This window comes from Arthrobacter pasteuri, from assembly GCF_054510955.1.
Window position 1 is genome coordinate 1,047,322 of the sequence record NZ_JBTNDO010000001.1, and the last position, 14,356, is coordinate 1,061,677.

13 protein-coding genes are annotated in these 14,356 nt (G+C 64.1%); 6 read left to right on the plus strand and 7 right to left on the minus strand.

The window, feature by feature from the left end; genetic code table 11:
- Positions 1-69: 69 nt before the first annotated feature.
- Complete coding sequence (locus tag ACX80H_RS04840; protein ID WP_459311445.1) at positions 70-444, minus strand: cupin domain-containing protein; 375 nt, start codon at positions 442-444, stop codon at positions 70-72.
- 455 nt (positions 445-899) lie between these two features.
- Positions 900-1,976 (minus strand): aspartate-semialdehyde dehydrogenase, encoded by a 1,077-nt coding sequence (locus ACX80H_RS04845; RefSeq protein ID WP_459311447.1) that lies wholly within the window; start codon positions 1,974-1,976, stop codon positions 900-902.
- A 282-nt stretch (positions 1,977-2,258) separates the two neighbouring features.
- Between ACX80H_RS04845 and otsB the strand changes: the two genes are divergently transcribed.
- Complete coding sequence (gene otsB, locus ACX80H_RS04850; RefSeq protein WP_459313364.1) at positions 2,259-3,014, plus strand: trehalose-phosphatase; 756 nt, start codon at positions 2,259-2,261, stop codon at positions 3,012-3,014.
- A 154-nt stretch (positions 3,015-3,168) separates the two neighbouring features.
- Here the strand turns inward: otsB and ACX80H_RS04855 are convergent, their stop codons facing one another.
- The gene (locus ACX80H_RS04855) at positions 3,169-3,417 is read right to left on the minus strand and encodes a hypothetical protein (protein WP_459311448.1); all 249 of its coding nucleotides are present in this window, start codon (positions 3,415-3,417) and stop codon (positions 3,169-3,171) included.
- Positions 3,418-3,774: 357 nt separating this feature from the next.
- On the opposite strand from ACX80H_RS04855, the gene ACX80H_RS04860 reads away from it, so the two are divergent.
- Entirely contained in the window at positions 3,775-4,728 is a 954-nt protein-coding gene (locus ACX80H_RS04860; RefSeq protein WP_459311449.1) for an extracellular solute-binding protein, read from the plus strand.
- A 43-nt stretch (positions 4,729-4,771) separates the two neighbouring features.
- On the opposite strand, the gene ACX80H_RS04865 is transcribed toward ACX80H_RS04860, so the two are convergent.
- The 3 genes from ACX80H_RS04865 to ACX80H_RS04875 form a co-directional block, all read right to left on the minus strand.
- Positions 4,772-5,908, minus strand: a complete 1,137-nt coding sequence (locus ACX80H_RS04865) for a glycosyltransferase (protein WP_459311451.1) — start codon at positions 5,906-5,908, stop codon at positions 4,772-4,774.
- Positions 5,898-7,130 (minus strand): polysaccharide pyruvyl transferase family protein, encoded by a 1,233-nt coding sequence (locus tag ACX80H_RS04870; protein ID WP_459311452.1) that lies wholly within the window; start codon positions 7,128-7,130, stop codon positions 5,898-5,900. Before ACX80H_RS04870 ends, ACX80H_RS04865 begins: the two co-directional genes overlap by 11 nt.
- Positions 7,131-7,246: 116 nt before the next feature.
- Positions 7,247-7,555 carry a hypothetical protein gene (locus ACX80H_RS04875; protein WP_459311454.1) on the minus strand — a complete coding sequence of 103 codons (309 nt, stop codon included), beginning with the start codon at positions 7,553-7,555 and terminating at the stop codon, positions 7,247-7,249.
- A 556-nt stretch (positions 7,556-8,111) separates the two neighbouring features.
- On the opposite strand from ACX80H_RS04875, the gene ACX80H_RS04880 reads away from it, so the two are divergent.
- The 3 genes from ACX80H_RS04880 (at position 8,112) to ACX80H_RS04890 (ending at position 11,954) form a co-directional block, all read left to right on the plus strand.
- Positions 8,112-8,591, plus strand: a complete 480-nt coding sequence (locus tag ACX80H_RS04880; protein ID WP_459311456.1) for a hypothetical protein — start codon at positions 8,112-8,114, stop codon at positions 8,589-8,591.
- 715 nt (positions 8,592-9,306) lie between these two features.
- Positions 9,307-11,208: a beta strand repeat-containing protein gene (locus tag ACX80H_RS04885; RefSeq protein WP_459311458.1), complete on the plus strand. Its 1,902-nt coding sequence runs from the start codon at positions 9,307-9,309 to the stop codon at positions 11,206-11,208.
- A 206-nt stretch (positions 11,209-11,414) separates the two neighbouring features.
- Positions 11,415-11,954 (plus strand): M23 family metallopeptidase, encoded by a 540-nt coding sequence (locus tag ACX80H_RS04890; protein ID WP_459311460.1) that lies wholly within the window; start codon positions 11,415-11,417, stop codon positions 11,952-11,954.
- 133 nt (positions 11,955-12,087) lie between these two features.
- Here ACX80H_RS04890 and ACX80H_RS04895 read toward each other — a convergent pair whose 3' ends face one another.
- Positions 12,088-13,308 carry a beta-ketoacyl-[acyl-carrier-protein] synthase family protein gene (locus ACX80H_RS04895; RefSeq protein WP_459311461.1) on the minus strand — a complete coding sequence of 407 codons (1,221 nt, stop codon included), beginning with the start codon at positions 13,306-13,308 and terminating at the stop codon, positions 12,088-12,090.
- Between the two features lie 253 nt (positions 13,309-13,561).
- Here ACX80H_RS04895 and ACX80H_RS04900 point away from each other — a divergent pair, with 253 nt between their 5' ends.
- Entirely contained in the window at positions 13,562-14,344 is a 783-nt protein-coding gene (locus tag ACX80H_RS04900) for an amidohydrolase family protein (protein ID WP_459311463.1), read from the plus strand.
- The last annotated feature ends 12 nt before the right edge of the window (positions 14,345-14,356 follow it).

Below are 14,356 nucleotides of genomic sequence, written 5' to 3' on the forward strand. Positions count from 1 at the left end.
GGACGATCAGCCAACGAAGTGGACGATCAGCCAACGAAGTGGTTCGGCCTCGGTCCTCGTCAGCTGGAACTAGGCAGGTTTGGCATACGCGGCCGCGCTCATGATCTCATAAGCCACGAACGTCTCATCGTTCTCGACCCAGGCATCATGGCCCGCGGGGATCGAATACGCGTCGCCGGCGTGGATGGTGGTGCGGCTTCCGTCTTCCATTTCCACTTCCAGCGTTCCAGCGGTGCAGATCCCCAGGTGGTTGTTCTGGCAGCTCTCGGTGTGAACCACGGTCTTGATGGTCTCGGACCATCTCCAGCCGGGCTCGAAGGTGAACCTGCCCAGGGTGGTGTTGCCGAGGCTGACCACGTCGACTTCGGTCTTGGGTGGACGGCGCTTCTCATCGGGTTCGTTGAACGACTTCGTTTCGAGAGCATCGACAGCTATGGCGGGCATCTTGTCCTCCTCGGTGGGTCAGTTGTAACCGTTGATCCGGAGCAGAAGCCAGGCCCCGGGAATGAGGCCCGGCGGGACCGGTAGAGGCGCCCCGTCAGGGCCGAACGCTCGCGAGTGGGGCTAACAGCGTGCTCCCAGCCGTCACGGATGTCAACGGGGACGGGCGCCTCAACACCGTCGAAGGCGTACCGGCCTACCGGCCCGTCGTCGTGTCACTGGATAGGACCGGAGACACCACCCCGGCCGGCTTCCTTGACGTTGCGCATTTTCCGGTCTCTCAAGGAGGAAGACCTAGCACGTCAGCGACCCTGAAGGCGGCAGCGAACTGACTGCGGACCTGCCCGCCGGAGCCACAGACCCGGCCGTATGCGGCGTCCTGCGCTGACACCCTGACCGAACTAGCCGCTGCTGGGGGCTGCCAGTTCCAACCTCCCCCCGATGGAGCGCCGTGGGTTCTAGACGGTCTGCGCGGTCAACTTCGCCAGGGCGACCAGTTCCGCGATCTGAAGGGCATTGAGGGCTGCGCCTTTCCGGAGGTTGTCGCCGCTGATGAACATCGCCAGTCCCTTCCCTTCTGGTGCTCCCTCGTCGGCCCGGATCCGACCGACCAGAGAAACGTCGATCCCCGTCGCTTTCAACGGTGTCGGGACATCTGTGAGGGCGACGCCGGGCGCATCACTCAGGAGCTCGATGGCCCGTGCGACGGTGAGAGGCCTGGCGAACTCGGCGTTGACGGAAAGCGAATGTCCGGTGAAGACAGGCACGCGCGTGCAGGTGCCGCTGACGAGCAGATCTGGAAGCTCGAGGATCTTCCGGCTCTCGTTGCGGAGCTTCTGTTCCTCACTGGTTTCGAAGGAACCGTCCTCGACGATGTCGCCCGCGTAGGGAATGACGTTGAACGCGATCGTCTCGGCGAAGACCTTCTCCCCCGGGAAGTCGACTGACGAGCCGTCGTGCAGCAAATTCAGAAGGCCCTGCTCGGCAGCAGCTTCCACTTCGCGAACCAACCCCGGGCCGGCGCCGATCCCAGCACCGGATACCGCCTGGTACGTGCTGACGACCAGGCGTTGCAGTCCTGCTTCACGGTCGAGGACCTTCAAGGCTGGCATGGCGGCCATCGTCGTACAGTTCGGGTTGGCGATGATGCCCTTGCCGGCGTCGTCGACCGCGTGGGGGTTCACTTCACTGACCACCAGCGGAACATCGGGGTCCATGCGGAAGGCCGATGAATTGTCGATGACCGTTACTCCCGCAGCAGCAAACCGTGGGGCCAGGACCCGGGCCGTCGAGGCGCCGGCCGAGAAGATAGCGATGTCCAGCCCCGCCGGATCTGCGGTCTCAGCGTCTTCCACGAGAATCTCCCGATCACCCCAGGAGAGGGAGGTGCCTGCACTGCGAGCAGAAGCAAAGAAGCGTACTTCCGCAACGGGGAAGTCACGTTCGTGCAGCAGCTGCCTGACAAGAGTCCCGACCTGGCCTGTGGCCCCTACAACTCCGACACTGATTTTACGTACCACGAGAATCAACTCCACCGTCTACCGTCGCCCAGGATCCACGCGACCTGGACAGGTAGCTGGAAGGACATGCTTCGACCCGCTTGGAATGCATGCCATTCCCACCCTAACCAGTCCGGCAGGGCCAGGGCCCTTAGCCCACCTTGTGTTGCAGGAGATTGGCCGGAGTCGGTGTCGGCCGCTCGTTTTCGAGGTCGTGGACGTCCGCTGACTGAGCCGTCATGGGACATCGCTGCCGCCGCCCCACAGTCCGTGGTGCTGGCGGTCTAGGGTGAATGGATGGATGCAGCGACCGCAGTAATGCAAGCCCTGATCACCAGCGAGCAAGCTGGGTTGGTCATGGATTTTGACGGGGTACTCTCGCAGATCACCGATGATCCAGGCGCCAGCGAACTCTTGCCCGGCACGGGAGAGATCCTTGCCGGGCTGGCGGCTAAGCTCCCGGTCGTCGCCCTTCTCTCAGGACGGCCGGTCGCATTCCTTGCTGCACGAGCCAGCATCCCCGGAGTAGAGCTCTATGGTTCCTACGGGCTGGAGCACCTCACCGGTCACGGTATCGAGGTCGTACCGGAAGCACAGCAGTGGATGACGGCTGTCGAGGAAGCCACGGCGGTGTTGCACCAGCAGCTGGACGGCGTCGAAGGAATACATGTCGAGGACAAGTCCCTAGCAGTCGCCGTGCACTGGCGGCGCGCACCTGACAGGGACGGTGCCATGAAGCTCATTGCCCCGCTCATTCAGGGAGTCCTCGACACGTACGGGCTACGGCACGAACCCGGCAAGTTCGTGGAGGAACTCCGGATGCCGCTGGAGCAGGACAAAGGCACCGCTTTGCGGAGGATCATCAGCACGGAGAACCTTCAGACCGTCGCGTATGCGGGTGATGACCTTGGAGACCTGCCGGCCTTCGAAGCGGCAACCGCGGCGGGCGGGTACACGCTCGTCATCGACGGTCCCGACATGTCCCCGGAGGTGGGCACGATCGCCGGTGCCCATTTCGACCACCCGCAGGACTTCCAGTCCTGGCTGCGCAAACTGGGCCACGCCCTGCGTTAGCGACCGAGGGTTGCAGAGAACTCACCGCTCAGGCGATACCGAGGGCCAGGCGACCACCACTCCAAGCAGATGCTCCGTGCGGAAGGGATCCCTGAAGAGACTCTGTGCGGTTCCTGATGCTCATCGCATCACTCGACAGCACTACGTCCATGCTTCAGCTTCTCGCGAAGGCGCGGGCTAGGTGGGCGTAGCGGGTACGGAGCGAGGTGATCGCCCGTGCGACGAAGAGAGCTCCTGCTGCGAGCATGATGAACCCGCCTAGGATCAGGTACCAGGTGGTGGCACCCAGAAGCGAGAAGACTCCGGCCAGAGCGAGGGCCACGCCTGCGAGGGCATGAAGGATGATGTCGCGCGTTGATGTGGGTGGTGGTGATGGCCTTTGTCCGTGCGTCCCCATAGTCATGGGCTCGAGCTTATCGAGAGGCTCACTTGCCGATCGATTATCGGACAGAATGCGGCGGGCCTCTGGCAAGTCGCGGGGCCACGAAGCTCCCCCAGCAAGTTAACCTGCCGTTCCAAGCCCTGGTCATCGCCGTTCACTGAGGGACGACACCGTGAGGTGTGCACTGATGCCCCAAGCACGCTCCATCACAGCTCTTGAGATCGGTGCACTCAGTGTTGCTACCAGGGAATTGAGTCCGTTGTGTCCCGGAAGAAAAGTGTCATCGCTCTGACGACCACGGCAGCATTTCTACTGACAGCCGGTGGGGGAACCACCTCTGACGGTGAACCTGCCCCTACAGCGAGCGCAGGCAAGCCTTTGGTCATCTACACGAACTCAAGCTCGGAGGGACGGGGCGAATGGTTGCAGAAGGAGGCGGAGCAGGCCGGGTTCGATATCGAAATCGTCGGTTCCGGTGGCGGACGCGTTGCGCGAAGGTTGATCGCGGAGAAGAGCGATCCGGTTGCCGACGTCGTGTATGGGTTGAACAGCGTCTACTACGAGCAGCTCAAAAGCGACAACGTCCTTGAGCCCTACACGCCGAAGTGGTCTGCTGAGGTTGACGAATCCCTCGCCGACGCAGCGGACGAAAAGTCGTACTGGCCCCTGACAGAACAAGCCATTGTGCTGGTGTACAACGCAGACACGGTGTCCGAGGCTGATGCTCCGAAGGACTGGACGGACCTGTGGGGCAAGGATGAGTACAAGGACCGGTACGAGCGCGGCAGTGGGACGGAGGCAGCCACGACACAGCTTGTCATAGCGGGAATTCTCAGCCGGTACAAGGACGAGTCCGGCGAGCTCGGGGTGAGCGACGAGGGCTGGAGGCAGATCGACCAGTACTTCGAGAACGGTGTTTCCGCCGTCAGGGACCTGGACCTATTCGCCCGTTTCACCGCCGGCGAGGCCGACTTCGGCCAGATGCCTTCCTCCTCCATCCCCGGACGTGAAGAAACCTACGGTGTGACCTCCGGCGCGGTGAGTCCGAAAGTCGGGGTCCCCTACGCTGTGGAGCAGGTCGCACTCGTCAAAGGCTCGGACAACCAGGACGAGGCAAGGCAGTTCATTGACTGGTTCGGCAGCGGTGAAGTCCAGGGCGAATGGGCAGCTGAATTCGGCTCACTGCCGGTCAATGAAAAGGCACTCGAGAGCGCGAAGCCCGAGGTCGTCGAGTTCGACGAGCAGTTCACGCACCAGAAGATCGACTGGGCCTTCGTTCAGGAGAACCTCGGATCCTGGCTACAGAAGATCGAGATGGAATACATGCCCTAGCAACAGGGAAACGGATGCAACATTCCAGGAGTGCCCTGCCCATTCATGAAACGGTTGCTGGCGCGTCGTCCCGGATCGGGGATGGTAGGAACACATGGTCCGCCATCCGCTTGGCAATGGTGTCCCAGTGGTATTTCTTCAGCAGCCTCCGCAGCTGGGGCTGAAGATCGGAGCGGTCGAAACTGCGCAGGATCTCGCATGCGTCCGCGAAACCTGCGGCGTCGTCCCGGAGGTAGACGACGTGTCCGAACTCGGCGGCAACGTCCGGCACCCGGGTCGATATCACGGGCAGGTTGCAGGCCAGGTACTCCAGGGTCTTGGTGGGGCTTATCGAGCGTGTTTGATCGTTCAGCGCGAAGGGCATCAGTGCAACGTCGAACTCCGCCATCAACCGCGGCAGGTCCTCATAGCGCTGCTGTCCGAGATACGTGATGTTGGGTGCCTGCGGGAGCTGCCCGGGGTTGAGTTTCGCGAGGGGACCGATCATCCTGATTTCCCATGCGGGTAGTCGTTGCGCGAGGTCCGCGATCAGGTCGAGGTCGAGGCGTTCGTCGAGAACCCCTACGTACCCGGCGACGGGTGCCCTACCCGCTCTCGGCCGCGTTTCCGGGGTCCGGTATCGCGCCGGAGCGTAGTGTTCGGGGCTGACACCGCTGGGAAAGAATTCGGCGTCGTAGCGCCCCTGCTCGAGAACGGTCCGGTGCAGGGAGCGTCCTCCCGCGAGAACCACGTCCGCGCGGGCCAACGTGCGTAGATGCTGCTTGGCCAGGCCAGGGGCGGCATGCTTGAAGGAGGCCAGGTCATCCATGACGTCGTACACGATGGTCGTTGGCTGAAGTGCCAGGGCGATGTCCAGGGCCAGGGGCGTGTACAGCCACACCACTCGATCGCCCCGGGGAGGGCCGATGAGGTCCGGCAGTCGACGAACGTAGTCCGGAATCAGGTCTTCCTCGTATCCGACGTGGCGTCCATGCTCCGGAATTTCGAGCCAGACCCGCGTGAGGTTGTCGGACACTTTGGATGCCAGTCGGTGTTCGGTGACGCTCGACCCCGCCGGTGTCGCCGGTTCCTCCACGAACCAGGTCTTCCGGTGTCGGCCCAGGCGTGAGATGAGCTGTTGGGGACGCTGCCAGACCCCGTTCCAGCGCAGGTGAGACAGAACGATGAGTTCATCGTGCATTGACGGTCCTTTCGATGAATGGAGGGCCGGATTCGGCGAATACCCCGGTCCGGGTGGCTAGCGGGCCTCCCGACTGTTCTGCCCCTGGATTGCCATACGGTCGTGACGGGGCGGAAGGAGGGTAGAGGGTGATGGCCTCTGCCTGTTTTGCTGCCGCGTAACCGTGGCACCGGCCGGGAAAGGACGCATCGGCGGCCGGGTGCGGCAGGACCTTCAGGCCCTCCGACCCGGCGTACCGCCAGCCCGTTCCCAGTTCCTGAAGTGACCGGTGCTTGATGTCGTAGTAGCCCCGCGCTACCCCGAGCGCTGTTCCGGCGGCGCCGTGGGCCGCTGCTGCCAGGTGCAGGTGGAACCTCGAGGTGTACCACTGCTGTCCGGTCCGGGCGGGAAGCCCGTCGTTCCACAACTCGGCGAAGGAAACCAGATCCGCCTCGGACACCAGCCCCTCAAGTGCCTCGAACATCTGCCGGTCCGATCCGGGTAGCGCTTCGACATATCCGACTGTTTTCCCCTCATCAAGACAGTTCCTGATGCGTTCCCTGAGCAGGTTGGCCACCACGGCGAAGGACTCCGGACGGATGAGGTCCTGCTGAACGCAGATCATGACATCCCGGGCCTGGTGCGGGACTGGCGAAAACGGTGGAAGGTCCGTCGTGATGCCCAGAAACAGGTCATCCAGTCCGGCCGGCAGCCCGAAGCGGTGGGCGCTGGGCCTGTCCCGGCAGGAGACGTGGTCGAAGCTCTGCAGGGCGGGCGCCAGGTGCGGCAGGTCCTGGGACTCGGGAAGCAACCCCAGTCCCGTGCCGTAGAGGGCGGCCCCCGATAGCTGCCGGGCGGCTGCCATGCCGGCGACCACGCCGACCTGGTGCGGCCAGAGTGCGTTGATGTATCCGCCGCCCAGCAGGTGCATCGATCCTGCGCGGGTCAGCGGCTCGAAGTCCGTATCGGTTCCGCCCAGGACGAGCGATTCAACGAACACCCACACCCCGGCAGCGTCCCTCTGCGGGCTCCTGGCGCAAGCCCGCCACAGGGTATCGGTCACCAGAAGGCGCGGGTGCATACCCTGGAACAGGGCCTGAGCCGAAACGGGATGTGGGCAGTCCAGCACGACTGCCGCGTCGGGACGGACGCGGGCAAGGAATCGCAACCATCCGACAACAATTGCCTCGTCCCCGAAATTCGGGTGGCCCGCCGCAGAAACCAGATACACCACATCGCCCATGCGGCGACGCTAGTCCCACCACATGACAACCAAACGCCCTCAAGATGAACTCCCCCCAAACCGACAGGACCGCCCGCCGGACCAGCCTCTTTGCGTTCTCAGCGGGCACTCACGTTTCAAACCCACAGTGACTCGACGACTCCAGCGATGCCGATCAGAACCAGACTGCCGAACACGGATAGCGAGACAATGCTGGCAACCTTCGAGGTTCTTCTCAGCCTGCGAAGATCATCGTCCTTTCGGAAGGCAAACCTCACGGAGAAAGCAGCCATCATTGCCAGCACCGGCATTGAGAGGATGAGTGCGAGAAAGAATCCCAGTCCGTCCCAACCGCCGGCGTTCTCGGACAGGAACCACAGAGGAATGCCGATGACGAACGGCAGCACAGCCAGGATGAGCGCACGGTACCTGATCCACTCCCACATGACCGTCCCCCTTGAGAAGTGGTGGGAAGCCGGAACCGGCCTCCCACGATGCCTCATAACTCCTACTGCCATTCCGGCCAACGGACTCCCATCCGATGGTGCTGAGGACGATACAACTCCGGATCGCCATCCTTGAAGACTCGCGCACGCGGCTGCCTTTCCCGGCCGGATCATCATGCATCCCGAACGCCCGGCGGTAGTGCACGGCCGAGCCTCCTTCGGTTCTTCTTCGGTCTTACTTCGCTCTTTCCTCCAAATTCACTTAGGGAGAGATGCCAAGGTGGGTTCAATCAGTCATGCGGCATAGGGGTAGCAGGACCGATTGACGGCACGCGCGGCGCATCTCCCGGCTCGCTCGGACATGACGTCCGACCATGCTGAGGCTGCATCCTCGTAGCCCAGTACCAGTACCTGTTTCATCCGCACCATGTTCACCGCCTGTTGTGCTCTCATCAGGTTTTCATCCCGGCAGTCCCGCTCAGGGGGCGAGCTCTTTCTGTTGTCTCATCGATACAGGTCTCGCATAAGCTTCCGGTCTCATTCAAGGAGCTTCATCATGACCACTTCACCGGCACGCACTCACCGCAAGAGGAAGATCGCCGCTGTCACCGCCGTTCTCATCGTGGGAGGTAGCGGTGCGTTCGCGTTCTGGTCCTCGATGGGCGCCGGCACAGGATCTGTCAGCACCGGCACGAGCGCCCCCTTCACGGTCACCGCAGGCACCGCGACCGGGGGCGCGCTGACTCCCGGGGGTCCGACTCAGACCGTGCCGTTCACCGTCACGAACCCCGGCACCGGGTCGCAGAACCTCGCAGCAGTGACGGTCGCGGTCGCCGGGCCCGCCGGCACGGCCTGGACGGAGGTTACAGGGTGCTCGGCGTCGGATTACACGGTCGGCACACCACTCATCACTGCCGGCCAGATCGCATCCGGGGCCAGCGTGTCCGGAACGGTCACCGTCACCATGAACAACCTCACCACCAATCAGGACGCCTGCAAGAACGTGTCCGTCCCGCTGTACTTCAGCGCCCGCTGAACGCCCCGGGTGGGGCGCACGCTGCGTCCCACCCGACGCAGGCCACGACGCTCAAACACCACGATCCGTGGACCTCCACCTGAGCCAGGTGATGGTGATGCCAGGACAGCTACCTCCTACCGCGTGAAACCGACGAGCCGCCATGAATTCCAGGACTGATCTATCTGCCGCTCCGAACAGGTGGCGGTCACGTCGGGAGTCCTCGCGCCCATTTTTCGTGCCACTGGTCGCCGTCGTGCTCGCATTCATCATCAGCGCCGCACCCTTCCTTCCGTGCATGGTCGCCGCTTCCCCGGCAGCCCAGGCGGCCTACACCAGTGCCGGAACCGGAACAGGAAGCGCCACGACCGGATTCCTGGCCGCACCGACTGGCGTCACCGTCCCGTCGACCACCACCGGGGTTGTCCCTGTGTCCTGGACCGCGCCCGCCGGCGCCCTGACACCGCTCGCGTATCACGTGGTCCGCACTACCAACGGCGTTCGATCACCTGCCTGCGGAACGACGCCGGGCAGCACTATCGCGGCCACAAGCTGCACAGATTCTCCCCCGACGGCCGGCCCTCATACCTACACAGTGACGGCAATCCACAGATCCTGGACGTCGACGAGCAGTCCCAGTGGAAGTATCACGCTCACGGCCGGAAGACTCGCATTCACCGTTCAGCCCGGTGATGTCCCGGCGAACGGAACGATCACTCCTTCTGTACAGGTGGCATTGCAATCCACGCAAGGGGTACCCGTCCGGACGGCGAGTCAGCCCATCACCCTGGCAATCGGTGCAAATCCCGGCGGAAGCACCCTCACCGGCACCCTCACGGCCATGACCAACACCGACGGCATCGCGACTTTCAGCGACCTACGCCTCGACAAGCTAGGCACCGGGTACACGCTCGCCGCCACCAGCAGCGGCATCCCCGCAGCTATCAGCACGGGCTTCGCCGTGACCTCGTCGGTGTTCGTGTTCACCACCGCCGCGACGAACGGCATCGCATCAGCAACCGCAGGGCAAGGCCCCATCACGGTTCAGCGCGTCAACTCCGCCGGCGCACCCGTTACCGCTCCCGCAGGTGGATTGAGTCTCATCCTCGCATCCACCACAGCCGGAAGCGCGTCCTTCGCTGCCGCCCCCAACGGGCAGACCATCACGACCATCACCATCCCCGCCGGAGCCTCGAGCGCGACGTTCTACTACGGCGATACCAGGGCGGGTTCCCCCGTGGTCCGCGTCAGCGCAAACGGTGTGACCTCAGGGTCCCAGGCACAGACCGTCACCGCCGCTCCGGCCTCGAAACTGGCCTACACCACACAGCCCATCTCCGGGACGACCTCCACCACCGCGGACCTGGGGCCTCTCACCGTCCAGCTCCAGGATCCTTTCAACAACCCGGTGGTCGCGCCGGCTGCGGGAGTCCCTGTCAGCCTCGCCTCCACCACCACCGGAACCGCAGTGTTCTCCCCCACGCAGGGAGGGAGAGCCACCGCAGCCACTACCACCATCCCGTCAGGGTCCTCCACCCTCACCTTCTACTACGGTGATACACGCGCCGGTACCGCCACCATCAGCGCAACAGCCGGTGCTCTCCTGGCCGCGTCCCAGGCGATCACCCTGACCAGCCCGGTTGCCACACACCTGGCAATCACCAGTCCGACCATCACAGGCACCGCAACGGCAACCACAACCCTGGGCCCCATCACCGTCCAACTACGGGACGCTGCCGGGCTACCCGTCACGGCGCTCGGTCAAGGAACGACGCTGACCGTCGCCTCCACCTCTACAGGCACCACCAGGGTTTCCTCCACCCAGGGCGCGACGACCACGGGCACCATCACCGTTCCTGCCGGCGCCGCCAGCACCACGTTCTACTACAGCGACACACTGGCCGGCACGCCGACGGTCACCGTCGCCGCGACGGGTCTGACGAGTGCGAGCCAACAGGTCACCGTTCGCGCAGCCGCCCCGGCACGTCTGACCTACCTCACCGCACCCGCCAGAGGACAAGCGTCGAGCACCACGAACGTAGGACCGATGACGGTGCAGCTCGAGGACACCTTCGGCAACCCTTCCCCCGCCCCCGCAGGTGGAACCCTGCTCAACCTCACGTCGAACTCCACCGGCACGAGAATCTTCTCCACCATGCGCGGAACAACCACCAACACCCCGACCATCACCATCCCGGGAGCAGCAACGAGCACCACGCTGTACTACGCCGATACGCTCGCAGGAACACCCACCCTCACAGTCACCGGCGCGAACCTCACGCCCGCCGCTCAACAGCAGACCATCACCGCGGCCGCCCCGGCCCAGGTCCAGTTCCTGCAGAACCCCACCAACGTGCGCAAGGGCGTCCTCTTCTCCCCCACCATCACCGCAACCATCCTGGACCAGTTCGGCAACAGGACGACAAGTACCGCTGCCACAACACTCGAGCTCAGGACCAGCACAGGAGCAACGGGAGCCAGAGGCAACCTCGGCGGAAGCACCACGGTGAACGCCGTCAATGGCCTCGCCACCTTCAGTGGACTCACCGTCGGCGGACCGGCATCCGGCCCCTACGCGCTCCTGGTCACCAGCAGTCTCCTCACAAGCGGACTCAGTTCCGTCTTCACTGTGGGCTGACCAGCTCCTGCTACGTGTCCCCAGCCCGGAGATCAACTCCCGAGCTGTGGGCACGGTCTAGCTTTCATGGGGTGAGCGCAGAAAAATCAAGCATGGGTTCACCTCCGCGAAACCGCGATACGGTCCTGTTGAAGTACCCGCTCACGGGTAGGTTCCGGGCACGGAACAGCCCCGCGCGAAGAGTGCCGAGTCACGGCACGGACCTGATGGGAACGGCCTTCGCCATCGACTTCATCCCCGTGGATTCCTACGGGCGGTCAGCGCCCTGGAACTGGCGGGCAGTTGTGGCGACGGAACGACCGGAAGGATTTTTCGGGTTCGGTGCGACCGTCGTTGCACCCGGCACGGGCGCCGTCGTCATCGCCCACGACGGCGAAGACGACCACGAGGCCCGACGATCACAACTCACGCTCATCTCCTACATGGCGGGACAGGCGCAGCGCATCCAGCGGGGTGCGAGCGCGATCGCCGGCAATCACGTCGTGATCGCCCTCGGTGACGACGGCCCCTTCGTGCTGATCGCTCACCTGCGGAAGGACTCGGTCCGCGTCGGTGTCGGCGACCTGGTCGAAGCCGGTCAGGTGCTGGGCCAGGTAGGGAACTCAGGGAACAGCACACAACCGCATGTGCATGTGCAAGTCACCGACAGCACTCAATGGTCCCGGGCGCAGGCCGTGCCCATCGCCTTCGAGACCCCGGATGGCATCGAGCTACCGGGCGAGTTCCAGATCATCTGCGTGTCCTGAGGAGAGGCATCCGGACGCTTGGGTATTCCGTTCCCGAATCTCCGGTGAGGAACAGCGCCTCTCCGAAGCCCGCCGGGGTGCTCCTGCACAGGAGGGCGTCATGAAACCGCAGAGCTGTTCCGGGCAGTGGTCTTCACGCCGCAGTGATGACGAGGGCGGTGCTGTGACCGCCGAAGCCGAATGCGTTGGTGAGGGCAGTCTTCGAGCCGGCGCATCCGGTCGTGGTCTCGATGACGTTGAGGTTGATCTTCGGGTCCAGGTTTTCGAGATTGAGTGTGCCTGGCAGTAGTCCCGTCCGGAGGGCCTGGACGGTCACGATGGCACCGAGCGTGCCGGCTCCACCCAGCAGGTGTCCTGTCATGGACTTGGTGGACGTGACAGGCACATCCTCCCCGACGACAGCAGCGATGGCGCCTGCCTCCAGGAGGTCACCGACAGGAGTCGATGTTGCGTGCGCATGGATGAAGTCGACATCGGATCCGGAAAGCCCTGCCGCTGCAAGAGCTTTCTGCATGACGCGGTGCTGTATCGCCTGGTCGGCCGCCACGATGTCACCTGCATCGGACGTAACCGCGGCCCCGGCGATCCGCCCGAGAATCTCGACCCCACGCGCCCGGGCGAAATCTTCCCGTTCGAGGACGACGATGCCGGCACCCTCGGCCATCACGAACCCGTTCCGGTCCCGGTCGAAAGGCCGGGAAGCCCCGGTCGGATCATCGTTGCTCGTGGAGAGCGCCCGGAGCTGAGCGAAACCGCTGATCGCCAGCTCGTTCACGCAAGCATCGACTCCCCCAGCGACGACGACATCCACAGCACCCGAGGTGATCATCTCGACGCCCTGGGCGATCGCTTCAGCTCCGGAGGCGCAGGCACTCACTGGAGTGCGGGCCCCTCCCTGGGCGCCGATATCGATGGACACCCACGCAGAAGGACCATTGACCATCATGTGCGTCAACGTATGGGGGGAGACCCGGCGTGGACCGCCGTCATCCAGGTTCCGGACCTGCGACACCACCGTGCCCAGACCTCCGTAGCCGGATCCGATCACCACCGCGAGCCGGTCGGGATCAACGGCCGGCTGCCCGGCCTGGACCCATGCCTCACGCGATGCCACGAGTGCCAGATGCCCACAACGATCCATCCGCCGGTATTCCCTCGTCGACAGGAGAGTAGCGGGATCTGCGGCGACGAGCCCGGCTACGCGCACCGGCAGCTCCTGCGCCCACGGTTGGTCCAGGACCGTGATGCCCGACCGGCCCTCCACAAGCTCGTTCCAGGTCTGGGCGACCGTACCCCCGACAGGAGTCATGGCACCCATACCGGTCACTACAACCCCAACCGCCTTCGCAACCACAGGAACCCGTCCTCCTTCTGTTCAGACAACAAAACCGTTAACCCCGCCAGCAGCACGGCCAACCACGGAATAGAACCGGGGACCGCATACCCGCCTCGCGGGTAGGACGCCCGTTGCTGGAACGATCTCCGTCCCCCATCATCGCAGGGTCGGCCCGTGGCGGCACCGAGCATGAAGGGAACCTATGGAAGCGTGAACGGCACAGCATGGGTTCGAACAGACGGGTGAACCAGTAATGGAGTAGTAAGAGGGCATGATGCATGCCATATTCGACAGCCACTTCCACATCATCGACCCCAGTTTTCCGCTGATACCCAATGATGGGTACCTCCCTCCTGACTTCACCGTGGATCACTACCGCTCCCACACGGAGGCTCTGGGGATTTCCGGCGGCGTCGTCGTCTCGGGGTCCTTCCAGGGCTTCGAGCAGAGCTACCTGGTGCATGCCCTCGGAGAGCTCGGACCGGAATTTGTGAGTGTGGCGAATCTTCCTGCGGATATTCCTGACTCCGGGATAGAGGAACTGGCCGTGGCCGGTGTTCGAGCTGTGCGCTTCAACCTCTACCGTGGAGGGTCCGAGGGCATCAGCGAACTCCTACGGTTGAGCGCCCGGGTTGCGGCGGTCGCCGGTATGCACACCGAGCTCTATGTCGATGCGACGGATCTCGACGCGCTCGAACCGACGCTGGCACGGTTACCGCGGGTCAGCATCGATCACCTGGGAATGAGTGGGGCCAATCGGGAGGTTCTGCTCCGACTGGCGGAGAAAGGCCTGCGCGTGAAGGCGACGGGTTTCGGGCGCGTCACCCTGGACGTCGTCGAGGCCCTCCGCGCGGTTCACGCCGTCAACCCGACCGCGCTCATGTTCGGTTCCGACCTGCCGTCCACCCGGGCCAGGCGACCGTTCGCCGCCACCGATATCTCCCTCATTGCCGAAGCTCTCGGCGAGTCGGCTCTGCCGGCAGTGCTCCGCGAGAACGGACGGTCCTTCTACCGCATGGGATCCGGCATTGCGCCGGCGCTCGGGTCGGGGTGACAGGACTCGGAC